General features: G+C 41.6%; 22 protein-coding genes and 1 tRNA gene. 13 read left to right on the top strand and 10 right to left on the bottom strand.

What is annotated here, in order from left to right; genetic code table 11:
• Window positions 1-7: 7 nt before the first annotated feature.
• The 4 genes from NSE_RS03045 to NSE_RS03030 form a co-directional block, all read right to left on the bottom strand.
• Window positions 8-91 (bottom strand) — tRNA-Leu (locus NSE_RS03045).
• A gap of 5 nt (window positions 92-96) precedes the next feature.
• The gene (locus NSE_RS03040) at window positions 97-414 is read right to left on the bottom strand and encodes a cell division protein ZapA (RefSeq protein ID WP_227028939.1); all 318 of its coding nucleotides are present in this window, start codon (window positions 412-414) and stop codon (window positions 97-99) included.
• A gap of 188 nt (window positions 415-602) precedes the next feature.
• Complete coding sequence (locus tag NSE_RS03035) at window positions 603-866, bottom strand: hypothetical protein (protein ID WP_011452130.1); 264 nt, start codon at window positions 864-866, stop codon at window positions 603-605.
• 354 nt (window positions 867-1,220) lie between these two features.
• A complete protein-coding gene (locus NSE_RS03030; RefSeq protein ID WP_011452128.1) occupies window positions 1,221-2,219 on the bottom strand; it encodes a pyruvate dehydrogenase complex E1 component subunit beta in 999 nt (332 codons plus the stop codon).
• 216 nt (window positions 2,220-2,435) lie between these two features.
• Between NSE_RS03030 and ribA the strand changes: the two genes are divergently transcribed.
• The 9 genes from ribA to NSE_RS02985 all read left to right on the top strand — a co-directional run bounded on the left by ribA (window position 2,436) and on the right by NSE_RS02985 (window position 12,520).
• Complete coding sequence (gene ribA, locus NSE_RS03025) at window positions 2,436-3,497, top strand: GTP cyclohydrolase II (protein WP_011452127.1); 1,062 nt, start codon at window positions 2,436-2,438, stop codon at window positions 3,495-3,497.
• 273 nt (window positions 3,498-3,770) lie between these two features.
• A complete protein-coding gene (locus NSE_RS03020) occupies window positions 3,771-4,448 on the top strand; it encodes a virB8 family protein (RefSeq protein WP_011452125.1) in 678 nt (225 codons plus the stop codon).
• Window positions 4,432-5,157, top strand: a complete 726-nt coding sequence (gene virB9 / locus NSE_RS03015; RefSeq protein WP_338037077.1) for a P-type conjugative transfer protein VirB9 — start codon at window positions 4,432-4,434, stop codon at window positions 5,155-5,157. Before NSE_RS03020 ends, virB9 begins: the two co-directional genes overlap by 17 nt.
• Before the next feature lie 6 nt (window positions 5,158-5,163).
• Window positions 5,164-6,537 carry a TrbI/VirB10 family protein gene (locus NSE_RS03010; RefSeq protein ID WP_011452123.1) on the top strand — a complete coding sequence of 458 codons (1,374 nt, stop codon included), beginning with the start codon at window positions 5,164-5,166 and terminating at the stop codon, window positions 6,535-6,537.
• A gap of 5 nt (window positions 6,538-6,542) precedes the next feature.
• Complete coding sequence (virB11, locus tag NSE_RS03005) at window positions 6,543-7,538, top strand: P-type DNA transfer ATPase VirB11 (protein ID WP_011452122.1); 996 nt, start codon at window positions 6,543-6,545, stop codon at window positions 7,536-7,538.
• Window positions 7,539-7,568: 30 nt separating this feature from the next.
• Window positions 7,569-9,494, top strand: coding sequence for a type IV secretory system conjugative DNA transfer family protein (locus NSE_RS03000; RefSeq protein WP_011452121.1), 1,926 nt, complete (start codon window positions 7,569-7,571; stop codon window positions 9,492-9,494).
• Window positions 9,495-9,687: 193 nt separating this feature from the next.
• A complete protein-coding gene (locus tag NSE_RS02995; RefSeq protein ID WP_011452120.1) occupies window positions 9,688-10,263 on the top strand; it encodes a glycerol-3-phosphate acyltransferase in 576 nt (191 codons plus the stop codon).
• A gap of 95 nt (window positions 10,264-10,358) precedes the next feature.
• Complete coding sequence (locus NSE_RS02990; RefSeq protein WP_011452119.1) at window positions 10,359-11,588, top strand: glutamate--tRNA ligase; 1,230 nt, start codon at window positions 10,359-10,361, stop codon at window positions 11,586-11,588.
• A 113-nt stretch (window positions 11,589-11,701) separates the two neighbouring features.
• Window positions 11,702-12,520 carry a 3'-5' exonuclease gene (locus tag NSE_RS02985; protein ID WP_011452117.1) on the top strand — a complete coding sequence of 273 codons (819 nt, stop codon included), beginning with the start codon at window positions 11,702-11,704 and terminating at the stop codon, window positions 12,518-12,520.
• A gap of 266 nt (window positions 12,521-12,786) precedes the next feature.
• On the opposite strand, the gene ppa is transcribed toward NSE_RS02985, so the two are convergent.
• Window positions 12,787-13,305, bottom strand: a complete 519-nt coding sequence (ppa, locus tag NSE_RS02980) for an inorganic diphosphatase (protein ID WP_011452116.1) — start codon at window positions 13,303-13,305, stop codon at window positions 12,787-12,789.
• Window positions 13,306-13,384: 79 nt separating this feature from the next.
• On the opposite strand from ppa, the gene eno reads away from it, so the two are divergent.
• On the top strand, window positions 13,385-14,626 hold the full coding sequence (eno, locus tag NSE_RS02975) for a phosphopyruvate hydratase (protein ID WP_011452115.1): 1,242 nt from the start codon (window positions 13,385-13,387) through the stop codon (window positions 14,624-14,626).
• Window positions 14,626-15,549, top strand: coding sequence for a SurA N-terminal domain-containing protein (locus tag NSE_RS02970; RefSeq protein WP_011452114.1), 924 nt, complete (start codon window positions 14,626-14,628; stop codon window positions 15,547-15,549). The genes eno and NSE_RS02970 overlap by 1 nt, the downstream gene beginning before the upstream one ends.
• Window positions 15,550-15,711: 162 nt before the next feature.
• Here the strand turns inward: NSE_RS02970 and NSE_RS02965 are convergent, their stop codons facing one another.
• A complete protein-coding gene (locus tag NSE_RS02965) occupies window positions 15,712-16,908 on the bottom strand; it encodes a citrate/2-methylcitrate synthase (protein WP_011452112.1) in 1,197 nt (398 codons plus the stop codon).
• Between the two features lie 85 nt (window positions 16,909-16,993).
• Here NSE_RS02965 and NSE_RS02960 point away from each other — a divergent pair, with 85 nt between their 5' ends.
• Both NSE_RS02960 and NSE_RS02955 read left to right on the top strand, forming a co-directional pair.
• Window positions 16,994-17,839, top strand: coding sequence for a hypothetical protein (locus NSE_RS02960; RefSeq protein ID WP_011452111.1), 846 nt, complete (start codon window positions 16,994-16,996; stop codon window positions 17,837-17,839).
• 54 nt (window positions 17,840-17,893) lie between these two features.
• The gene (locus NSE_RS02955; RefSeq protein WP_041917519.1) at window positions 17,894-18,295 is read left to right on the top strand and encodes a hypothetical protein; all 402 of its coding nucleotides are present in this window, start codon (window positions 17,894-17,896) and stop codon (window positions 18,293-18,295) included.
• 85 nt (window positions 18,296-18,380) lie between these two features.
• Here the strand turns inward: NSE_RS02955 and gmk are convergent, their stop codons facing one another.
• The 4 genes from gmk to NSE_RS02935 all read right to left on the bottom strand — a co-directional run bounded on the left by gmk (window position 18,381) and on the right by NSE_RS02935 (window position 22,777).
• Window positions 18,381-19,001 carry a guanylate kinase gene (gmk, locus tag NSE_RS02950; RefSeq protein WP_011452108.1) on the bottom strand — a complete coding sequence of 207 codons (621 nt, stop codon included), beginning with the start codon at window positions 18,999-19,001 and terminating at the stop codon, window positions 18,381-18,383.
• Between the two features lie 25 nt (window positions 19,002-19,026).
• On the bottom strand, window positions 19,027-20,682 hold the full coding sequence (locus NSE_RS02945) for a pentapeptide repeat-containing protein (protein ID WP_049821609.1): 1,656 nt from the start codon (window positions 20,680-20,682) through the stop codon (window positions 19,027-19,029).
• A 31-nt stretch (window positions 20,683-20,713) separates the two neighbouring features.
• Window positions 20,714-22,120, bottom strand: coding sequence for a sodium:solute symporter family transporter (locus tag NSE_RS02940; RefSeq protein ID WP_011452106.1), 1,407 nt, complete (start codon window positions 22,118-22,120; stop codon window positions 20,714-20,716).
• 168 nt (window positions 22,121-22,288) lie between these two features.
• Entirely contained in the window at window positions 22,289-22,777 is a 489-nt protein-coding gene (locus NSE_RS02935; RefSeq protein WP_011452105.1) for a peroxiredoxin, read from the bottom strand.
• Between the last annotated feature and the right edge of the window lie 51 nt (window positions 22,778-22,828).

Below are 22,828 nucleotides of genomic sequence, written 5' to 3'. Positions count from 1 at the left end.
AGCATCCTGGTACGGACGAGAGGACTTGAACCTCCACGGGATGCCCACTAGATCCTAAGTCTAGCGCGTCTACCAATTCCGCCACGTCCGCACACGTCAATCCATATTCTCTACGTGCTTGATAAAATTTTCAATAGTAGCTGTAGCGTACTCAATAACTTTTTCTTGTTGATGTTTTGTACTTCCAGTACAAGCCATATCTTCGGTAGTAGTATCTAAGAGAAGACTTTCTAGCTCCAAGGCGGCAAAAAGGAGCAGAGTGGCGTCGTTTAATTTTGAATGTGACGCTGCTGAAATCTTCTTGACCCGTTGATTTAATTGTTCTGCGACGTAGTCTATGCGATTTTCATCCTCCTTGGAGCAAGCTACCTTGTACTCTGCGCCATTTATAGTGATCTTTTTCGTTATGAGCATGTTCATAGAGATTTTTCTGTGTTCTGAGAGGGGCAGGTATTGAGATAAAGCTTGTCTATCTGTGCTTTCTACAGTCTAACTTAAGCAAATGCAAGTGCAATTTGAGGACCTATTGTAAGTTCACCATGCCTATCTACAACTAGGCTTATCTAATTTACTGGAATCTGGCTTAATCAAAATACGCTTAATTATGCCTGATGATTGACCTTTTCGATAATCTCTATGACTTCACTAATCCCCGCAGCTGTCTCTTTGATTATACTTCTCAGAGTTTTAATTTCGTTCAGGTGCACGCTTATTTGTCTTTTCAACTCTGCTATCTCGGTTGATAATTTTTCACATTCCTGCTGTTTTTTTATTTTTTCAAGTTGAATCCTTCTCAGGATCGTTGTTTCAAGGTGTTTCAGTGCAAAGTCAAGTTTTTGAAACGAAACCGGATTTTTCTTGGTCATGCCTTCCTATACCACCAATTCACTACTTCAACTAGCTATATGAAATCTGGAAATTTCGCACGATTTGTATAGATGTACAATAGCATTCAAGAAGTCCTTTGCCAATTTTCGTGTAAACGCTAAATTCTTCCAAGAAGCTGATCCTGAATCCGTGTTTCTTGCAGTAGAGTCATTTTGCTTAAGCAGTAAGGGCTGAGTAAGTCCATAGTAATGTGTCTTGTGGTCCTTTACCTAATGTTATGGAACCAAAGCTTTCTGGTAAGCGATTTTAGCCACAACTCACAGTTCAAATTTAAGGGCAGATGCTACCAGTCCTGACGCATCTCAGCGTGGAGTTATGAGCGGAGTAAGCAACTAGATTCCGCTGGTGGCTACTTTCTTTACGACCTCTATCACCTCAGGTAGTTGAGGAAGAGCCAGCTTTTCTAGTGCACTAGAGTATGGCATTGGAACGTCTCTGCCAGAAATTCTGACCACAGGCGCATCTAGTAAATCGAAGCCTTCCTCCATGATTCTTGCTGATACTTCAGATCCGAAACTCAGAACGGGAAAACCCTGTTCTAGTGTGACTAATTTATTCGTCTTTTCAAGGGATCTAATGATCGTTTGGAAATCTAGCGGTCTAAGTGTACGCAAATCTATTACCTCAACACTTATGTTATGTTCGCTTTCTAGCGCTTCTGCTGCTTCAAGTGCTAGTTCTACACAAATCGAAAATGTCACTATCGTGACATCTGTACCATTTCTGAGAACGTTTGCCTCCCCAATTGGAACCAAGTAATCCTCTGCTTCTTGCTCTGCAGTAAGAGTATGTACGAGCCCGTATGTCCTTTCGTTTTCTAAGAAGATGACAGGGTTGTTATCTCTTACTGCTGACTTTAGCAATCCACGACAATCGGACGCAAAGTATGGAGCTACTACCTTTAAACCGGGTACGTGAGAATACCACGCAGCAAAACATTGTGAATGTTGCGCGCCTACTTGAACAGCAGCCCCATTAGGTCCCCTGAAGACGATAGGACAGCTCAGACGTCCACCAGACATGTAATGTGTTTTTGCGGCAGAGTTAAGAATCTGGTCCATTGCTTGTAGTGAGAAATTAAATGACATAAACTCGACTATTGGTCTCAGACCTACAAAAGCCGCTCCAGTGGCTATACCTGCAAAAGCATGTTCGCTTATGGGTGTATCCACGACCCTTTTTTCGCCGAATTCTTCGAGGAGCCCTTGTGTTACTTTATATGCTCCTTGATACTTACCCACCTCTTCACCGATAATGAAAACGTCGGAGTCACGGCGCATTTCCTCGGCCATTGCATTTCTTATTGCTTCTCTTACTGTGATTTCTGTCACTGTGCTTTGAAAGATCGGCTAACAGAACAGTATGATAGTCCACTTAGCGTTACCTTGCTAGTTTCTTTCTTAAATTAGAACCCATTGTAGTGTGAGTTTTGCAAATGCATTAGTTGTGCGGTAACATTTGCGTTGTGCCGATTGTTGATCAACAGTTCCTAGATAGTATATAGATGAAGTAGTTTTTCTTCGTTCTAGCCTTTCTTTTTGTTTCTGATGTCTTTGTCTCCTGAGCGTCAAGCGGCTTTTGCTTTGTGCGCGTTCAAAGCCGGTATCCCGGTGATTTTTTGCAGTTTCTCTAAAGTCGTTGTTGCGGCTCCACGTGAGTCATGCGATGTAGAAGGGTTCTTTAGGAATTACGGAAAAGTAGGAGTCTCACTTTTGTTGTCTGCTGAGCGCATTGGTTTTCATTCGGGCAGTTCAAATAATCAAAGTGTGAGATTGTCTCTAAAAGTAGTTGAAGAACTTAGGTTAGGGTTGGAATTGTTGATAAGGTTAGCAGAGACTATTCCTGCTAGTGAGGAAGAGGAGCTGCTAGTAGTGCTTGCAAAGATGGCTGAGCTTCTGCCAGAGGTCCTTGTTTCCACACTCGAATTCCAGGAACGCACAGATATGTTGAATTTTGCCTTTTCCAACGGGTTGCAGGTAATGGATTTGGATGCCATATCGAGAGGGCTGGTGCAGCAACATATTACCCGCGTCTCAGAAGCAAAAATACGGATAAGAGAGAACGTGGATTCCTACATGGTATGTTACCGGTCAATCTTGAAAGAGCACTATGCAATTATTATAGGTGACCCTTTGAGTTCAAAGGAGCCGCTTGTTAGGGTGCACTCTTCCTGTTATACAGGGGACCTGCTGGGTAGTCTATCGTGTGACTGCAGGGATCAACTACACGATACAGTTAAGAAGATTGCTGAGGATCCAGCGGGTGGAATAATACTGTATCTTTCGCAAGAAGGTAGGGGTATAGGATTACCGAACAAAATACGTGCATATAATCTGCAAGAAGATAAGGGTCTTGACACAGTTGAAGCAAACCTCTGTCTTGGTTTTAAGGATGACGAGCGTGATTTTAGAGTGGTAAGGCTTATTCTAAAAGATCTTGGTGTCCAAAAAGTTAGACTCATTACAAATAACCCGGAGAAGATCCGTCAACTCAGTTCCGCAGGGGTAGACGTTGCGTCTCGTGTGCCAATCTTGATGAGGAGCAATCCCTACAATCACAAGTACCTTCAAACGAAATCTGAGAAGCTTGGGCATATCTTTATCGCTTAGGTTTTTAACCTTTTTGAAATTAAGTCAGGGTTACTTTACGTTCTTTGTAGTCTTTTTTGTGCGATTGCTGTGACCTGTTTCTTTGCTTATGTAGCATCTTGGTGAATACTGTAGTATATCTGAGTGCTGTTCATGCTACTGGTTCGTGTTCTTCACTTTTTTGGTTGCAGTGTTGTTTTTTTGTTGTTCTGCCTACGGAAGTTGATATTTTACTAAGGAACTGTTGTTAGATCTTGTCTAGTATGGTTTGTGTTCTGTATTTCTGATGGGTGTATGGTGAGGTTTTTCAAAAGCAAAAGCGAAGCGAAACAAAAGGTGGCCCACTGGTACGAGGAGCACGTAGGACGGGTTACTCTGCAAAGGAACTTTCTTGTGGTGCTGAACTTGGGGGTCATAGTAGCCCTTATGTTAGTTGTTTTTGCTTTGTTTGCGGTTAGTAGTTCAAGAACAATAGAGGCTTTTGTGATCGAAGTTTCCAAGAAAACCGGAACTATAGCACGCGTCAATCCTGCTACGGTAAAGGAGTATTCTGCAAACAGGGCAATAACGAATTATTTTGTTACGCAGTATGTAAAGGCAAGGGAGGTTTTTCATCCTGCAACGTATCGTTACGATTACTACACCACAGTGAGAGTATTTTCAGATCCTAGCCTTTATACGCTGTTTAAGGGATCTCTCTCCTTAAGTAATCCTACAAGTCCGCTCAACTTATACGCTAATGTAGCGGATTCTAAATACGAGGTTCGCTCCATAAGACATCTAGACAGTGATACGGTTCAGATGAGAATTACTATGAGATTTGTAAATAGTGATGGTGGAGTGAGTGTCACAAATAAGATTGTGTCTGTCAGATACAGTTATATGGATCTTGATCTTTCAGAAGAGGATAGGCGCCTCAATCCTCTTGGTTTTGTTGTTGTTTCTTATCAGGTAGATGATGATCATTCGTGAGTTGTTTTTTGTTGTGTTTTTCGCACTTTTCTGCATACGAGCATATGCCCTCGAGCATGATCCGCGTGTGCGAACTCTCGTCTATTCGGAGAGCACAATCTTCCAGGTGGATACGAGTTATGGATATCAGTCTTTCATCAAGTTTTCTGATAAGGAGAGAATCAAAACAATAGCTCTTGGCAACAGTATTGGTTGGAGTGTAAATCCTGTGGGTGAAAAAATATTCCTGAGACCTCTTGAAAAGGGACTTTCAACAAACATGGTTGTAGTTACTGATAAGCGCACTTACGTGTTTGATTTGCTTAGTGCCTCCGAAGAGGACGAGAAGAAAAGAAAAGTGAATGAGACTAGCTACATGGTACGGTTTCAGTATCCTGATGAGGTCTCCTCGGATGCCTCAAGTACGGGTGAACTTTCTGTGGGGGGTAAATTATACGAATTACATTATGGCTCTCTTCGTCGAAATTACTCCTTTAGTGGGAAGGCAGATTTTGAGCTCAAAGATGTGATGAATAATCTTGGGCTCACTTTTTTCAAATTTGAAGGAGACAATATCCCTAGAATTTTCATTGTGAATTCAGATCGGAGTGAGACTCGAGCTAGGATGTGGCGGTTTAGGGATTATATGGTGATAGAAGGTGTGCATAAGAAATTGCATCTACGTTACAAGGATTCCGTGTTAGAAGTGGTGAATAATGATTTGGGGTAGTTGGTTATGCGCGGAAATAAGGAAAACAACGATTTGGAAGAGTTTAGTATAGGTGATGAGTCTGTAGAGGTTAGTGACAGAGGTTCCGGGATACAAGGTGGGAGCATTAAAAAGAAGCTCATCTATATTTTAATTGTTGTAGTTGGGTTTTTTTTTGCATATAAGTTTTTTTCCAGCGAGTCACAGAAGGAAGATACACATATTCCAGCGAGAGAAACTCAGGTTGAAGAGAGGGTCGTTTCCGATAAGATAAAAACCGATACGAAGGAAGGTTTTCTCGTCCCAAAGGATGATGCGGCGCTTGTGCTTCTTCCGCCAAAGATATCTGATCTTCCAAAGTTACCTGCAATACCTGTTCCTGCTATACCAGAGAAGCCTCCTGTTGTTCCAACTAAGCCCGGGGCTGGGCCGTCTCTTCCGTCATTTTTTCCTCAGCCACCTGGCTCTGCATCCAGCGCTATGGATCCACCTGGTAAGGTGAGTAGTGGCATAAATAAATACAATAGAAGCACCCCTATGATTGCCTTTGGAGGAGGGGGAGTCACCTCCTCGGAAGGACAGTCCAGTGGGATTAGTATTTCCGATCCGGCTTCTCTTCTTGATCCGAGTAAGTTAGGTGAGTTGAGGAGGTCGCTTCAACAGAGAGATACGACTGCTCCTGAAGATAAGGAATTGACGAGGACGCCTGGGCAGATAGTTGCTGGGTATGTTGGGGATTTGGATTATGTACTCACAGAGGGCAAAATGTTGGATGCTGTTCTCGAGACAGCTGTAAACACCGATCTAAAAGCGAAAGTGCGTGCGGTCGTGAGTAGGGATGTCTTTTCTGAATCGGGTAACCAGATTTTAATTCCTAAGGGCTCAAGACTAATAGGATCATACTCAACAGACATTTCCTTTACGCAATCTAGAGTTGATATAACGTGGTCGCGCATTATTCTCCCTAACGGAATAGATATAAATCTAGGTGGCTTTGATGGTGTGGATTCGCTTGGTAGAGCTGGGGTTAGAGGAGCTGTGAATAACAAAGTTTCTAATGTTATGAGCACATCTATCCTCCTTGCTACAGCTAGAGTAGCAAGTGGTATGATAGTGGATAAGATAATGGGAACGAATAAAAGTCAGATGAACGTTCCCAAAAACAGGCCGTCGCTGAAGGATGAAAATGCTGATGAATCGAAGGTGAAAGGTTCTCCGGGTGCGATTATTGCCATGCAAGCTATTCAAGATGCCTCAAAGCAGGTAACGGATTATGTCAAGCGCACGGCCGACGTGAACCCAACGCTTACTGTGAACCAGGGTACAAGGCTTAAGGTATTCGTAAATCAAGACGTGGTTTTTCCAAGAGCCGCGTTTCAAGAGTATAAGGTGCTTAACTGATTCGTATGCAATACACAGCCCTGAATAAATACCTGGAGCCCTTGGATGCACTATTTCAGGATAGTGATGTCAACGAGATCTCGATCAATAAACCCGGGGAGGTGTGGATCGAAAAGAAGGGTGAGATTATGAGATCTGAACTTCCTGAGCTTGACTTTCAACACCTTAAAGGACTTGCGAAATTGGTTGCTCAAGCCACAGAGCAAAATGTAAGTGGAGAGTTTCCACTTCTCTCTGCTTCTCTGCCAAATGAATGTCGGATCCAGTTGGCTTTGCCACCCGTTGCAGAGGCGGGGACGGTTGTAATTTCAATAAGGAAACCTAGCAGTATACAATTGTCTCTTGGTGATTATGAGGCAATGGGCGCATTTGAGAAACTTAAGTGTCGTGATGTTTCACTTGATATAGATAATCGCCTCCGCGAGCTCTTGAAGGGTGGTGATGTGAAAAGTTTCCTCGAACTTGCGATAAAAGAGAAAAAGAACATCATCATCAGCGGTGGTACATCGACTGGTAAGACAACTTTTACTAATAGTCTGCTTCGCGAAATACCGATTTATGAAAGAATTATCACGGTCGAAGATGCTCGGGAGGTAGTGTTGTCTAAGCATCCGAATAGGGTGCATTTAGTTGCCTCAAAGGGTGGACAGGGTCGTGCCAATGTTACAACTCAGGATCTGATAGAGGCGTGCCTGCGTCTTCGTCCTGATAGAATTATAGTTGGTGAATTAAGGGGTGCGGAGGCTTTTAGTTTTCTTAGGGCTATTAATACAGGGCATCCGGGCTCGATTTCCACTTTGCATGCGGATGCCCCAAAGATGGCCATAGAGCAACTGAAACTTATGGTAATGCAGGCCGGTTTGGGAATTCCTCCTGTGCAAATTAAGGAATATATAATGAATGTGGTAGATGTTATTGTTCAGCTCAAAAGAGCGGGTCATGGGAAGAGATTTGTTTCTGAGATCTTGCTTACCAAGGATTTGCTTGAGAGTGGTAGTTGAGCATGGGCATTGGGTGAGTCAGAGCGCGTTATGAGACAGCTTAGGAATATTATAACGATATTTTTTCTTCTGGCGTTCATTTTTGCCTTGGCCCTTTACATGTCAGCGGCTATTTTTGTGGTTGCAGTTTGGGGAATAGAACACCTCAATTTCCGTGATTTGCAACCATCTTTGGACGGGTTTCCTACACGTCTTTGGCCTACAATTTTTGTCTATATAAGTGATCTTTTCAATAATTGGGATGCTTGGGCCCCAGCTGTAAAGATAAAACTTGCTGTCTCGTTAGGCATTCCGTTTGGAATACTCGGAGTCGTTTTTTATATGCTCCGTGCACCGATTATGGAGTGGCGCCCATTCAAGAAGAAAGAATCTGTGCACGGTGATGCAAGGTGGGCAACAGAAAGGGAAATAAGGAAAATCGGGCTTAGAAGTCGTAAAGGGATACTGCTTGGTAAAGATAAGAAAGGTTTCCTCATTGCAGGGGGGTTTCAACACGCTTTACTGTTCGCTCCAACTGGTTCTGGGAAGGGTGTTGGGTTTGTTATCCCAAATCTTCTCTTCTGGGAAGATTCTGTTGTTGTTCACGATATCAAACTTGAGAACTTCACCTTAACTAGCGGTTATAGGAAAAAGATGGGTCAGAAGGTCTATTGTTGGAGTCCAGCTGATCCAGATGGTAAAAGTCACTGCTATAATCCGTTGGATTGGGTTAGTTCAAAGCCGGGGCAGATGGTAGATGATGTTCAGAAAATCGCTAACCTCCTAATGCCCGAACAAGATTTCTGGGTCAATGAAGCCCGAAGTCTTTTTCTGGGGGTAGTACTGTACATTCTTGCGGTACCAGAAAAGGTAAAGTCCTTTGGAGAGGTGGTAAGGGTGATGAGAAGCGATGATGTTACGTATAGTCTCGCTGTTGCGTTAGATACAATGGGTAAAAAGATTCACCCAGTTGCCTATATGAACATTGCTGCTTTTCTTCAAAAGGCAGACAAAGAAAGATCTGGTGTGATATCGACAATGAACTCCTCGCTCGAATTATGGGCAAACCCACTTATTGATACCACGACGGCTACTAGTGACTTTAATTTTATGAAGTTCAAAAGAGAACTTACGACGGTGTATGTGGGCCTCACACCAGACAACTTGACGAGATTACAGCCGCTTATGCAGGTTTTTTATCAACAAGCAACAGAGTTTTTGTGTAGGCATCTTCCACAAAAAGACGAACCATATGGTGTTTTGTTTATGATGGACGAGTTTCCTACCCTTGGTGAGATGGAGCAGTTTAAAACTGGTATTGCATATTTTCGTGGATATAACGTACGTCTGTTTCTTATCATCCAAGATACAGAGCAGCTAAAAGGTATCTACGAGGAAGCAGGGATGAACTCTTTTCTCTCGAACTCTACCTACAGAATTACTTTTGCTGCAAACAACATAGAAACGGCAAATTTAATTTCGCAGTTGGTTGGTAATAAGACAGTTGCACAGGAATCGCTTAACAAACCGAAGTTTCTTGACTTGAATCCTGCATCGAGGTCGCTGCATATTTCCGAGACTCAGCGTGCGCTTCTGTTGCCTCAGGAGGTGATAATGTTGCCGCGTGACCAGCAGATCCTATTGATTGAATCTACTTATCCTATCAAATCAAAAAAGATACGGTATTTCGAAGATAGTTTTTTCACGAAAAAAATCCTCGATCCTATTTCTATCCCGACCCAGGAACCATTTGATCCCAAAAAATTTGAAGAAAAGATGCGTAAGGAAAGGGAGGCTAAGGAATTAGAAGAGAATGCTCCATTGGCTATAGATGAAGATCAAGCGCTTCTTGAAGACGAGTCTCTTTTGGATGATTCCGATTATGAAGATGGAGACTTTGAGGATCTAGATGAAGAAGAGGATCTGTCCGATTTTTTAGATGACACGGACGAAGAGAACGAAGAAAACATGGTATGAGATTGCGTACTTTCCAAGATCTACATCTTGCTGTTATTTTTCTTTCTACATACCAAGACAGGAACAAGTATTAGCCTAGTAGGTTGGTTTAGTGATTTTTATAGTACTTGCGCGTTTCCGCTGCTTGTAAGCTTTCACACTTCATGGGAGAGGGGGTTCAATGTCAGTTTTGACTGCGTTAGAATGAGTGGCTATGGCTTCCGCTTTCGAAATGAACCGCCTTGCCTTTATAATTTTCGTTTACGTTATTGCAGCGATCCCTTTTGGTCGGTGTATATCTGCTTGTTTTGGAGTTGATATCTGTACTAGGGGATCAGGTAACATTGGTGCGACAAATATGACCCGAGTTATGGGGTTAGGTTTTGGTTCTGTTGTCTTTATGCTGGACTTTTTGAAAGCAGCAGCCCCAGTTTTTTTGGCAGTGCAGTGTTGCAGTGATGTATTCGCATCGACAGTGGGTTTTGTTGCGGTTTTTGCGCATGTTTTTTCTGTTTACATGGCATTTAAGGGTGGTAAGGGAGTTGCACCAATGATGGGTGTTTACTTTGTTTTGGTCCTGCCAGTTTTCATTGTTGCTGTATGCACATGGGGAATCTTTTTTGTTTTGTTTAGGCAGCCCTTTATTTCCTCTTTGATTGCCTGTTTTATTGGTGCTGTGTATTCTTATGCCTTGTTAGAGCTCTACGTATTTTTGCCGATACTCGCTGGAACAGTGCTTATTTTTATAAGGCATACAAGCAATGTTCGTGAGTTTCTTCAAGCCAGGTAGGACTTACTATCATAGTGGGGGGTCCATGAGTCTTTACCTTGTCTAGTGGTAGGTCGAGTGTTAATGTTTTCAGGGTGATTTAACATATTTCGTGAATGGACGTTGTTACAAGGTTTGCGCCATCTCCGACAGGTAATTTGCACATTGGTGGTCTCAGGACTGCCATATTTAATTTTCTCTATGCTAGAAGGCATGGTGGTAAGTTCCTTCTTAGAATTGAGGATACTGATTTAGCTAGGTCGAATACGGCTTATCTTGAGTCAATTCTGCAGGCTCTTAAATGGCTTTCGCTTTCTTATGATGAGCTTGTGTACCAATCTGTCAATGTTAATAGGCATAGAGAAGTTGCACTTGAGCTTTTGAACCGGGGTAAGGCTTATCACGATAATGGTGCAGTGCGCCTTAAAGTAAATCACGATGAGACAGTAAAATTTTCCGATTTGATTTTAGGCGAGATTTCAGCTGATGGTGATAGCATCAATGATGTCGTGATTCTCAGGTCAGATGGGAGCCCAACCTATATGCTTGCAGTGGTTGTCGATGATCATGATATGGGTATAACTCACATAATAAGGGGTTCTGATCATATTACGAATACTTTTGCCCAAAAACTAATATATGAAGGCATGGGTTGGTCTTTACCGGACTTTGCTCATATACCGCTAATACACAATACACATGGTGCTAAGCTCTCAAAGAGGGACGGTGCTGTCGACGTAATAGATTATAGAACTGCAGGTATACTTCCTGAAGCGATGTTCAATTATTTGCTTAGGCTAGGATGGAGTCATGGTGATAAAGAAATATTCTCCATACAGGAGGCTATAGACCTTTTCGATATCACAGCAGTTGGCAAATCTCCTGCTCGCTTTGACCGTGAAAAGCTTTACAGCCTTAATTCTTATTATATCAGTGGATTACCACTTGAGAGGATAGCCTCAGAGGTTCGGAGTCTTGTTGAAGAAAAAATAATAGTTTCTTATAGTGCGTTCATTGCATTTGTTGAACTGTTTAGAAAAAAGTGTTCCTCAATTGTTGAATTGAAAGATAATCTTCAGTTTTGTTGGTGTACTGATTCGTGTCTAGAGGTAGATAGGCTCTTGCTGCAGGAGGTACTAAAACTACTGGAAAATACCGATTGGGGTCCTAGTTTACAGCAAATTTTGAAAGAGTACATTTCTCTTTCTGGGTTTTCTGCTAAAGAGGTCTATACGAATCTGAGAATGGCCTTAATAGGGCAAGAACACTCCCCTTCGGTGGTGGAAATTATGCAAATCTTTGGTAAAGACGTTGTTCTTAAGAAGTTGCGTAACTCTCTCAAATGAGTTTTCCATCGATAAATGTCTGTGTGTAAATTATCCTTTTTGGAAATTGTGGTCTACTCAGGAATAGTTGGTTGGGGTGTGCTTCTCAGGGAGAATTGCTTGGTTTGAATGATATGGATTCCATAGTTGTCTTCGATATAGAAACCATTCCTGATACGGGCCTATGTGAGGTACTTACGGGTTTTAAAGGTAAAGATGTTGCCGTAATGCGAAAGGCTATGGAAGATTATCATTTGGACATTACAGATGGTAAGAACCCGTTTCTCAGGCAGCCCTTTCACAAGGTTATTGTAATATCGCTGCTTAAAGCGACGCTGACTTGTAAAAATGATTGTGAGTTCTTTCAGCTAAAAAAAATTGCTTCTGGAGATATTCAGTGCTACAGCGAAAAAGAACTAGTACAGTTCTTTTTTGATCATGTATGTAAGTCACTACCTAGGCTTGTTTCTTTCAATGGTAGGACTTTCGATCTCCCTGTCTTAAAGTACCGTGCGATGCGTTACGGTGTCGTTGCCCGTAATTTTTATCATTCCGGTGATAAGTGGAACAGTTATAATAACAAGTACAGCGCGAACTGGCACACCGACCTGATTGATTTGCTTTCTGAGTATGGAGTTTCAGCAAGGGTCAAGATGAGTGAAGTCTGTGCAGTACTTGGATTGCCCGGAAAACTTGGTATCGATGGTGCACAGGTTGCGCACATGTACGATGCTGGAAGAATCACAGAAATTAGAAATTATTGTGAGATAGATGTTTTGAATACTTACTTGATCTACTTAACTGTACTCAGGCACCAGGGGACAGTTTCAGAGGAGAGTTACGCAAGAAACCTACATGAGTTGATGCGTTATCTCGAAAGAAATGAAAAGGATAATCCTAGTTACTTGCCTTTTTTACGATCTCTTAAAGCGAGTGAGATAGTGCGTTTTTAAATTCTAAGGTGCCTGGTTACAGTTTTCTTTCTGGGAAAGTGATGTGGAAATTGTTACCAGTGGTGCATTGTTAACGTCGATAATATTTACATGGGGCTTGAGTGTTTAATTAAAGCATTCGTATCTCTTTGGTATAAGAATAAAAGGAGGAGATTGCGCACTTCCATAAGCATCTCAATGACTCCTCTTTTTCGTGACGAAAATTAGTACGCATAATCTCAGGTAATGAGATTTGGATATGGAGCGTGCCTAGTACCGGTATGTGTTTAAGTCTTAAGGAGCTTAGTGATAGCCCTACGTGTAGCTTCAGAGTTAGTCCAACCTACGACCTCGACAAATTTATCCTTCTCAAGATCTTTGTAATGCCGAAAGAAATGCTCGATCTGCTCAAGGAAGATACTGGGAAAATCTCCCGGTTCATTGAAGTTGGTATAGTACGGATCGATTTTCGATATCGGCACGGTGAGTAATTTTTCGTCCTCTCCTTTTTCGTCACGCATTACAAATGCCCCTATCACCTTTACACGGATTAATGATCCTGGCATCAAAGGTGACCTGGTGACTACCAATGCGTCAAGAGGATCCCCGTCTCCTCCTAGAGTATTCGGAATGAAAGCATAATTGCAGGGATAATGCATGCTTACGGCAATAAACCGATCGACACAAACGAGTCCATCATCATTGATCTCGTATTTTACACCACTACTTCCAGCTGAAATTTCAACAACCACGTTTGCTTCCAGAGGGAAATTTTCTGGTTGTCTGATACAGCTATAATGCTTCATATCCTTCTCACGAATTGCTAGAATGAATGTTTAGCAGAAGTACTGAGAACAAACAAGCGTTTCTGTATCCCGTTAACTTATGCAGCAAATACAAAAAGTAAAAGCCCGTGAGATTTTCAATAGTAGGGGGTGGCCTACAATCGAGGTTGAAGTTACAACTAGTTGCGGTAGAGTCGGGTGCGCAATAGCACCTTCTGGTGCATCAAAAGGAGTTCTAGAGGCCTGTGAATTGCTCGATGGCGATAAAGCGCGTCTGTCTGGGAGAGGTGTCTTGCGTGCTGTAGAAAATGTCCACACGATTATCGCTCCGGCCCTTATGGGGAAGAGTGTCGCTGCTCAAGCCGAAATAGATTCTCTTTTGATTCAATTAGACGGTACGACAAATAAGTCTGTGCTTGGAGCTAATGCAATCGTGGCTGTTTCTCTTGCAGTTGCGAAGGCAAATGCAAGTGTTAGGGGCGTTCCTTTGTGTATTGTTTTTCATAACTTACTCACCAGCGAGGGTGACGATTTTGTATATGTTCCTCCTGTTCCGATGTTAAATGTCATAAATGGTGGCGTGCATGCCGATAATCGGTTGGCAATCCAAGAGTTCATGATTTGCCCGGTTGGACGTCGTTCCTTTAGAGAAAGTATGGAGAAGGCAGCAGACGTCTTTCACCGTTTGAAGGGGCTTCTAAAACAATATGGGAAGAGTACGAATGTTGGTGACGAGGGTGGTTTCGCGCCTGATCTTTCTTCTACTGAAGAGACGCTTGGACTTCTCTCTGAGGCCATTGGTGATAGTAAAGAGAGCGTTAAAATAGCTCTTGATGCAGCTTCTTCGACTTTTTATAAAGATGGAAAATATAGTATCGATGGAAAATTGTTGAATGTTAACGAAATGGTCGATTTCTATGCTGCGATCATAGAAAAGTACGATATTGTTTCTATCGAGGACCCGCTGTACGAGAGTGATTGGGAGTCCTGGCAGGTAATGACGAGAAAGCTTTCTGATAAAATTCACATAGTCGGGGATGATATTTTTGTTACCAATCCTAAGATAATAAAAAAGGGAATAAAAACTGGTGTTGCCAATGCGGTGCTTGTGAAAATTAACCAAGTTGGTACCGTTACAGAGACGATTGAGAGCATAAAACTGGCTAGAAAAGCTGGATATAAAGTGGTCATTTCACACCGTTCAGGAGAGACCGAGGATCTATCAATAGCACATCTAGCTGTTGCTTGTGGAGGTGCTTTTCTCAAGGCTGGTTCTTTAAGTCGCTCAGAGAGAGTTGCTAAGTACAATGAGGTACTTCGTTTGGAGGAGGTATTTGTGTGATGTTTAGAGTTATCTGCGTTGTTTTTCTTCTTTCTTTTTTGTCTTTGCCATCTTACTCCATTGAAGTTAAAACTGCTGCTATGGTTGGGGATGTGATAATCTCGAATCAAGATGTGCGCAACTATCAAAACTTTGTTGTAATGCTTGGAGAAAAGTCTGACCTCTCTTATTCTGCAGTCTTAGAGCAGATGATAGACTTGGAAGTGTGTTACCAGTACGCAAAAAGGGTTGGACTTCCCTTTTCTGATCAAAAATATGACGCAGCACTCAAGCACCTTCGAGCGTTAGGAATCAATCATGGGGCGCATATGGCGTTGTTTGAAGAATATCTGAAAAAGCAGGTCTTTCTCTCCGAAGTTGTTGACCAAATCATCAGACCTAGAGTGCGCATTGATGATAGTGATTTTGATGCAATCAAGCGTGAGTTACTCAAAAAAAAGAATACCTTCAAACTGAAGAGGATTAACAGTAATGGGTCTACGGAGGAGCTTGGCTGGTTAGGACTTGATGGATTGCAGCCTAATATTAGGACCGCAGTTTCTCGGCTTGCTGTAGGCAAGATCTCCGAAGAAGTAGATGGGAGTCGTTTCCAAGTTCTCGATAAGGAAAATGATTTTGTTCTCTCAGTTGAATACAAAGGTTTAGTTTCACCTAAGTCGGATGTTGTTGGTATGTACCAGACTCTTTATTCTGGGAGACTTTCTGAGTTGAAAGCAAAGGATCGCAGGGATTTGTTTCTCATAGGGCACGATATAGAAGTAAGAAGGGACGATCGTATTATACTTAATCTTTCTCTGGACTCTGATCACTTACGTGGACGATTAATCAAGTTTGTCTACTCAAAGAAGATTACGGAAGCGTTAAAAGAGCTCTCTCTAAAGTTGCGGGAAAATATACACGTTGTTAAATACACAAATAAGTAACGGTACTATTCTTGTTGGGTATATTTTCTGGTGCAAAGGAGTCGATCCAGGCTTCGGCGACTGCATAGAATCGCTGCACAACGCCCGAAATGTGGTACAAAGTGTTCCTTTTGGTAACTTTTATGTGGTTCTCCGCACGAGCGTAGAACCACTAAAAGCTGATCAACCGTGTACGTTTCTTCTTGGTTCGCCTACGTAAATTTGTCTAGGTCTGCAAAGTTTTTGTTCACTGTCACTCAAGAACTCTGTGATTTGTGCAACCCAACCTACTGTTCTAGCAAGTGCGAAAATCGGTGTGAACATGCAAGATGATATTCCCAGTGCGTCTAGCACTATTCCCGAATAGAAGTCGACATTAGGATATAATTTGCGACTCAGAAAGTACTCTTCCCTTGCTGTGATTGTTTCAAGTTCGCCAGCAGTTTTTAGAATAGGTGAATCGGCTTTTAGCACATCATGAGCCTTTTGCTTTAATATGGCTGCACGAGGATCATAGTTTTTATACACCCTGTGCCCAAAACCCATAAGTCTCTCTTCTTTTCTTTTAACGCGCTCAATGAAGTTTTCTACCTTCTCACCGCTTTCAACTATACCTCTCAACATTTCCAGGACTCGCTCATTTGCGCCACCGTGCAGTGGTCCCCATAAACTAGCTGTAGCCGCAGAACATGCCGCAATCGGGCTTGCTCCTGAAGATACAACCATCCGTGCAACAGAGGTCGAAGCAGTTTGACCATGGTCCGCATGCAAGATAAAGATTTTGTCCAAGATTTCCGCATCTTTGGGCTTTTTCTCACCAAACATCATGTACAGGAAATTCTCGGTATAAGGAAGCCTGATGTCAGGTTCAACGAACTCCAGAGAATTGATGTGTCGGTATATATGCGCTATGAGCCATGGCGTATAGGCAACTAAAAGTAACTTCTTCTGATTAAAGTCCATTTCTCCGTACACTGAGGCGAGCGAAGCAAGTGCAGAGATTAAAACTGCCATCGGGTGCGCACTCGTTGGGAAAGAACGGATATTTTTCAAGACACACTCAGGAAGCTGCGGTACGTGTTTTATCCTCTCTTCAAACTCTCGCGTAGCAGCGGAATCTGGAAGTTTGCCGTCAATGAGAAGGTAGCCGACCTGCAAAAAGTCAGAAGTTTGTGCCAATTCCTCTATTGGGTAGCCCCTGTGCAGAAGTATCCCATTTTCACCATCTATGAAAGTAATGCTAGATTTGCATGGAGCAGTTTTTGCATACCCTGGATCATAAAAGAATCCCTTTGGTTCCAAAGAGGCAGAGACACCGAAGGGTCCAGCTGTGCTTTTTAAAAATTCCTCCACATTCACTTTTACTTTTTCAGAATTCATCTTCTTTAAATATTCTCCAGTTGAGTACTATAATGGCTCTTGCTGCGTGGTTAACAAAATTCTATAGGTATTTCTCTAATTTTGTATGCAGGCACGGTACCTACATGAAACCCAGGATTTCGATTCTCGCATAAGAACGACTTCTTGCAAAGGGAAATATGCTGCGTCGGCAAAAACTGACGTTATATTGTCTATTTCTTTTTATATGTTGCGTATTCTTGCTTTTGGTTTATGTGCTCTGATTTTGTCTGTACCTCTCAATTCATTTGCGATATCGGATTTACACATAGCAGTTGATAGTAGTTTGAGTATTCCTTTTCGGAAAATTATTAAAGATTATGCTCAAAGAAGGCTAATGATTGTTACTGCTGATTTTGAAAACTCAGACCTTTTATCTGCGGACCTAGAAAAGGGACATCATGCTGTTGTTTCTATTGCTCATTTAGGTCAAAAGCCAGAGTTGAATGGTGTGCCATTTGCATCCGATAAGTTGTACGTTTGTATCGCGGAAAGCAGCCCAATAATGGGCCTAATAGGCAAACGTAATAGTCTGAACACGGTTTTAAAAATTGCAAAAAGGCATTCTGCTTTTATCGTACCGGATCCTGGTAATGTAATGGGAAAAATAATCAATGATGTTGTGTTAAAATTATGTGCGGGTAGATCGGTAAGAGTGAAAAATTTCGAGAACTTAGGTCGTGCGGCTATTGAAAGCGGTGCATTTGTTATCCTGCCAGGGAGTATTGCCATCCAACACGAGAGCGCTGGGCTTACGAGGCTGTTCGAGGTACCACAAGAATTATATCCGGAGATCTGGTATAGCATCACTATTTTGGAAAATGAAGGGATTAATCAGTCTAGGGAATTTGTAAAGTTTCTTTTCTTGGGAGAGGTCAATTATAGCGAACTTGGGTTTTACAAGGGAGCATAGTACTTTGTGTAGTTTGTGATTTGGTCCTGCGTCTAATCTCTGTAAGGGGGTGTAATGCTTTACATAGTTTTTGGCTTGGTCTTGTTGGTGATCTTTTGTGCACTGGGATCATTTTTTTTTCCTCGTGTTGGTCGTGAAGAGGAATTTTCTGGTACAGTTGAAGACGATGAACACAAAGAGTACCACAAGGAGAAGCAGCGCAGAATAAAAGATCAATACTACAGAAGCATAGACTTAGAGGAACTCAATAGGCATCTTGGTTCAGATCCAAAGATCGTCGGAATAGCAAAGCCTCAAGGCAAGTGGACCAGTATGGTAATAAAAAGGAACATGCTATACATGACGACGTTAAAAAATCTTATGGGATCGAATTTTCCCAAAATGGGTATATGGCAACTGAAAGTAAAAGCACAGTCCCTGATTTCTCACGGTATACACAAGGGAAGAGGGAAATAACTTACCAAGCACTAAGTATGAATGGCCTGTTCTAGATAGCAGGAATTCGTTCATGCACAGTGAGTGATACTTAGCACAGCGTGCATCATATGGTTTGTTCGAGTAGTGATGCTACAAAGCATTCTACCACTCGGTGGTTTTGTACAAGTTTCTCTCTCTCCGCGGTGATGATTGAGAGTACCTTTTGTTTTGTTTCCGTCAGGTCATCATTCACAAGTACGTAGTCATACTTTGAAAAATGTTGAATTTCTTCAAGCGCAACTTTTAGTCTGTATTCAATAACGTCTGCTGTGTCTGTGCCTCTGCTGGTTAGCCGTGTTTTTAATTTTTGCAAACTAGGCGGTAGAAGAAATATGGAAATGCAATTGGTCTTCTTGCGAATTTGCTCAGCTCCCTGCCAGTCTATACAACAAAGAACATCTATACCAAGTGCCAGAGTTTCTTCTATGTATCTATGTGAGGTCCCATATTGATTTTGCAAAACTGTTGCATGCTCGAGCATTTCTCCTTCTTGTAGCAATCGATTAAATTCATCCTTACTTACAAAATAATAATCTATACCATCCTTTTCCTCTCCACGGGGTTGCCTGGTGGTAAATGAGATGGACCGCTTAATAGATAAGTCCTGACCGACCAAGAAATCCGCTACTGTCGTTTTTCCTCCACCAGAAGGGGAGGAGATTATAAACAGAATTCCCTTCCGCATGCGCAATCTTCCTTTGAGTTAACATTTATTTATGGAAGGTACTTCCTTCTAGATCAGCTTTCGTAAGGTCTACATCGTGTAGTTTATTTTCACTAAAAATGTTTTCCCTTAATATTGCTCCCTTGAAATTTACCTTTCCCAAATCAATTTTACTGAAGTCGATATTTGAGTAGTTTACATCTGTGAAATCATACGTTCCACTTGCAATGAGCTTTTCAAAATTCGACAATCCGACAATTGCTCCCATTTGGGCGAGTTTGGAAGAAACGCCCTCTATAAATTTTTCTGTGAAAAGTGTCTTTGTAAATGAAATATTTCCTACATTTGTTCCAACAAAATTGTTTTCAGTGAAACTTGATTTGGCGATCGTTAAATTGTCCACTGAGCTGTCTATAAAGGTATTAGCTAAGAAATTGCTTTTAGATATCGTGCCATCTTGGACCTGCGTGTTGTTTATATGAGAATGCAGCAGCCACAGCAGTTGTAATTTGAGATTCCTTAAAGAACTCTTCACGATCTGTGAGTCCTCTATTGTTATATCTGAAAAATCCCCTTGGAGAAGCAAAGAATCTATTTGCGTATGCTTGATTGCAATACTCTTGCCATTGACGTCCAAAAGTACGGTATCAAGAAACCCTGAGTTAGAGATACTAAGATTTGCAATACTAGAATCTTTTAGCGAGGTATCTGCAATTTCGCTGTCATACAATTTTACATTGCTTATAGACGAATGGGTTATTGCTGATGAATCGATCGTAATGTTTTGTGAGCTGAAGTTACACAAACAGCATTCTGAAAAAGTTGCGCTTCCTATATGTAATCCCTCTAAAGATGCCGAGGAGAAGTCGGCTTTGATAAATGAGGTACCTTCAACTGATGCATAGCCAAAATCGGTGTTTAGCATGCTTACTTTCTCTAAATGACAGTTGTACAGTCTACTTCGATGAAGGTCAGAGTTAGTTATCTCTGAGGAAAATATCTGAGTATCACGCATGTGAGAACCTGATAATTCTATTCCGTGTAAGGTGCTGTTTGTAAGCGTACTCTTGGACATCTTTGCATTTATGAGCTTTGAGACCGTTAGTCGAGAATCGGTAATTTTCGAATCTTCCATTCTCATATTGGAGAGATCACTTCCAGAAATTTCACTTTCAGCAAGGACGGTTCTTCCAAATTTGGCCTCCAAAATATCGGAGTTTCTGATTATGATGCTGTTTAGCTTGCTATCATCGAGTATAAGCGAGGGAGCATGTGTCTTCAGAATTCTGACATTTTTTAGCTCAGATTTTTCTATTTGTGTGTTGTTTAAATCCGATTCGATAATAGACACGCCATCCAACTGGCTGCTTACGATATGTCCTTTGTAGATAATTGTACTGTAAAAAGTAGAGTTATTTACGACGCTATTTTTGATTGTAAGACTTGTGAAAACTGCACGATCGAAAGAAGAGTTCTCTATTATCATTCCATCGAACGTTACTTTACCAAGATCCAGTCCAGAGAAATCAACATTTGTCAGTCTATCACCAAAGCGCTCCTTAAAATCCAACACAACGTTGTGATCTTTATTCTGTAGTTTTAGAAATTCTAATATTTCCTTCTTGGTTGGTGAGGCAGCGTAACAATCAGAAAAAGCGAAAAAAGCAATAACGACTAAAAAAAACGGGATCAAATTTTTCATAGGCAACCAATTCGGGCTAGATACAATCACTTTAATTGTTAGACTCAACACATTTCACCGTGCGTCCAGTTATACAGGACGAGGCTAGCATTACTACAGCCGTAATACACAACGCAGGCAACATGTTGTAGTGAATGTCAGAGGTGTTAAAGATTGTCAAAAGTATTGTTGCCGTTGTTCCAGAAGTCAAGCCAAGCAGAGCTGGTATTTTATTTCTGGTTTTTGTGTACAGACTGAATAATATCACTGGTCCTATTGAAGCCCCTAATCCTGTCAAAGAAAAGATTGCTAGTTTTCCAACAGATTGGTTGAAAATTAATGAGATTGAAAGGGCTAATGCACCTACAAATATTATCATAAGTTTTGTGGCGAAAATAAGATGTATATCATTTCTGTTCGATGTAATGTGTCTATAGATATCGTTAGCTATGCAGCTTGCACTTGATATCAGTTGAGCATCTATCGTACTCATTACGGCGGCCAGGATCGCGATTATTATCATGCTACCGTAAAGTGGACTGGTAAACATTTCGCTTAGGTTCAAAAGTAGCATTTCTGTATCTTTCATAGATGGAAGTAATTTTCTTCCGTACACTGCAGATATTGCTATGCCAAGGTAGATTATGATGTTTATGATAATGCTTGTATTCCGAGCAGTGTTCAATTTGTCAGGAGATTTTATAGCTAAGAATTTTCCAATTGTGTGTGGTGTTCCAAACATTACCGAGGCGAAGCTGAAGTAAAATACTGCTTGTGTAATGTCGAGATGACCAACGGCACTTGACCCACTCTGTTTTAAGAAAGTGGTTAGTGGTTCTAAGCCGAACTTTATTAGTAGTGAGAGCGGTAGTATGCAAGTCGCTAAAAGCATTATTGCCCCCTGAAGAACGTTCACATGGGAAGCAGATCTAAAGCCGCCTACAGTAGTATACAACAATGTAACAATCAGCACCGCTACTGCTACTAAGTTGGACTCCAGGCTTACCACTTTGGAAAGAACTTTTGTAAGACCAAGCATATTTGCACCAATGTACGTCGTGGTGAAGAGAGTAATGATTAGTGATGCAAAAATTCCAACCGTTTTGCTATCAAATTTGTTTGCAAGATATTGCGGAATCGTAAGCGCGTCCTTGCTCTCTTCACTCTGTACTCTCAAACGTCCGGCTAAGAGTCGCCAGGAGAGTATGCTAAACACAAAGAATCCTAGATCGACCCAAAGCCGCGAGAACCCAGTTGTGTAAATCATGCTTGCCACTACAGTAAAGGTTCCTACGCTGATTTCGGAAGAAACATGACTTATTCCAGTGATTATTTCGTGCACCGACCTATTTGCAAGAATATATTCTTTAAATGATGCACTAACCCTCTTACGAACGAACCCAAAGAGAAAAATACAGAGAAGGTATAGTCCTACCACAAGTAGGTGAGTGTAAAACATTTACAGATGCAATTTCAGCGAGCAGCTTCAGGCAGCAATTTAAACAAAGCTAAATACATTAATTACATGTGACAAAGAAAAGGAAAATACTTCTCATAAAAACCTGCCTCACCGTTAGGAAATTAAGAACAAGGCTAGCTCGTTTCCGACGCGAGTAACTGAGAAAGTTCAAGATGCATTCCTGAACTGATTACTCCTACAAAAGTCTAGAACCTCCTTAACGTGTCCCGATACCCGCACTCTTCTCCACAATTTTCTAACCTTTCCATTTAGATCCACGACAAAGGTGCTGCGTTCTATACCATAATACTTCTTCCCAAACATGGATTTCTCTACCCAAGCTCCGTACTTTTGTATGGTTTCTGTTGATTCGTCAGACAATAGGTGAAAAGGCAGGTCGTACCTTGTGGAGAAATTCTTGTGTGCCCTGAGATTATCCTTTGATATACCAATAACAACAACATTGAGCTCTTTAAACTCCGCAATGTGTTCTTTAAAATCCTTTGCCTCCTGAGTGCAGCCAGGAGTATCATCTTTCGGGTAAAAATAAATTACAAGACCAGCCTTCCCCAGAAAATCCTGCAGACTTATCATTCCACCCATACTTGAAGGGAGATAAAAAGATGGGGCTAGATCATCTACTTCCAAAGTACTCATGAGGGGGACCCTTATCATGCTTAACTGGTAATTTGTATCACTGGTAGTAGT

Source organism: Neorickettsia sennetsu str. Miyayama (assembly GCF_000013165.1).
Lineage (GTDB): Bacteria > Pseudomonadota > Alphaproteobacteria > Rickettsiales > Anaplasmataceae > Neorickettsia > Neorickettsia sennetsu.
Note: the sequence above shows the minus strand (reverse complement) of the source record. Positions and strands in the feature narration are given on the sequence as shown.

Excerpts from the sequence above, each read along its gene's own strand:
- NSE_RS03040 (WP_227028939.1), bottom strand. The coding sequence starts at position 414 with ATGCTCATAACGAAAAAGATCACTATAAATGGCGCAGAGTACAAGGTA.
- NSE_RS03035 (WP_011452130.1), bottom strand. The coding sequence starts at position 866 with ATGACCAAGAAAAATCCGGTTTCGTTTCAAAAACTTGACTTTGCACTG.
- ribA (WP_011452127.1), top strand. The coding sequence starts at position 2,436 with ATGTCTTTGTCTCCTGAGCGTCAAGCGGCTTTTGCTTTGTGCGCGTTC.
- NSE_RS03020 (WP_011452125.1), top strand. The coding sequence starts at position 3,771 with ATGGTGAGGTTTTTCAAAAGCAAAAGCGAAGCGAAACAAAAGGTGGCC.
- virB9 (WP_338037077.1), top strand. The coding sequence starts at position 4,432 with ATGATGATCATTCGTGAGTTGTTTTTTGTTGTGTTTTTCGCACTTTTC.
- NSE_RS03010 (WP_011452123.1), top strand. The coding sequence starts at position 5,164 with ATGCGCGGAAATAAGGAAAACAACGATTTGGAAGAGTTTAGTATAGGT.
- virB11 (WP_011452122.1), top strand. The coding sequence starts at position 6,543 with ATGCAATACACAGCCCTGAATAAATACCTGGAGCCCTTGGATGCACTA.
- NSE_RS03000 (WP_011452121.1), top strand. The coding sequence starts at position 7,569 with ATGAGACAGCTTAGGAATATTATAACGATATTTTTTCTTCTGGCGTTC.
- NSE_RS02995 (WP_011452120.1), top strand. The coding sequence starts at position 9,688 with ATGGCTTCCGCTTTCGAAATGAACCGCCTTGCCTTTATAATTTTCGTT.
- NSE_RS02990 (WP_011452119.1), top strand. The coding sequence starts at position 10,359 with ATGGACGTTGTTACAAGGTTTGCGCCATCTCCGACAGGTAATTTGCAC.
- NSE_RS02985 (WP_011452117.1), top strand. The coding sequence starts at position 11,702 with ATGGATTCCATAGTTGTCTTCGATATAGAAACCATTCCTGATACGGGC.
- ppa (WP_011452116.1), bottom strand. The coding sequence starts at position 13,305 with ATGAAGCATTATAGCTGTATCAGACAACCAGAAAATTTCCCTCTGGAA.
- eno (WP_011452115.1), top strand. The coding sequence starts at position 13,385 with ATGCAGCAAATACAAAAAGTAAAAGCCCGTGAGATTTTCAATAGTAGG.
- NSE_RS02970 (WP_011452114.1), top strand. The coding sequence starts at position 14,626 with ATGTTTAGAGTTATCTGCGTTGTTTTTCTTCTTTCTTTTTTGTCTTTG.
- NSE_RS02965 (WP_011452112.1), bottom strand. The coding sequence starts at position 16,908 with ATGAATTCTGAAAAAGTAAAAGTGAATGTGGAGGAATTTTTAAAAAGC.
- NSE_RS02960 (WP_011452111.1), top strand. The coding sequence starts at position 16,994 with ATGCAGGCACGGTACCTACATGAAACCCAGGATTTCGATTCTCGCATA.
- NSE_RS02955 (WP_041917519.1), top strand. The coding sequence starts at position 17,894 with ATGCTTTACATAGTTTTTGGCTTGGTCTTGTTGGTGATCTTTTGTGCA.
- gmk (WP_011452108.1), bottom strand. The coding sequence starts at position 19,001 with ATGCGGAAGGGAATTCTGTTTATAATCTCCTCCCCTTCTGGTGGAGGA.
- NSE_RS02945 (WP_049821609.1), bottom strand. The coding sequence starts at position 20,682 with ATGAAAAATTTGATCCCGTTTTTTTTAGTCGTTATTGCTTTTTTCGCT.
- NSE_RS02940 (WP_011452106.1), bottom strand. The coding sequence starts at position 22,120 with ATGTTTTACACTCACCTACTTGTGGTAGGACTATACCTTCTCTGTATT.
- NSE_RS02935 (WP_011452105.1), bottom strand. The coding sequence starts at position 22,777 with ATGAGTACTTTGGAAGTAGATGATCTAGCCCCATCTTTTTATCTCCCT.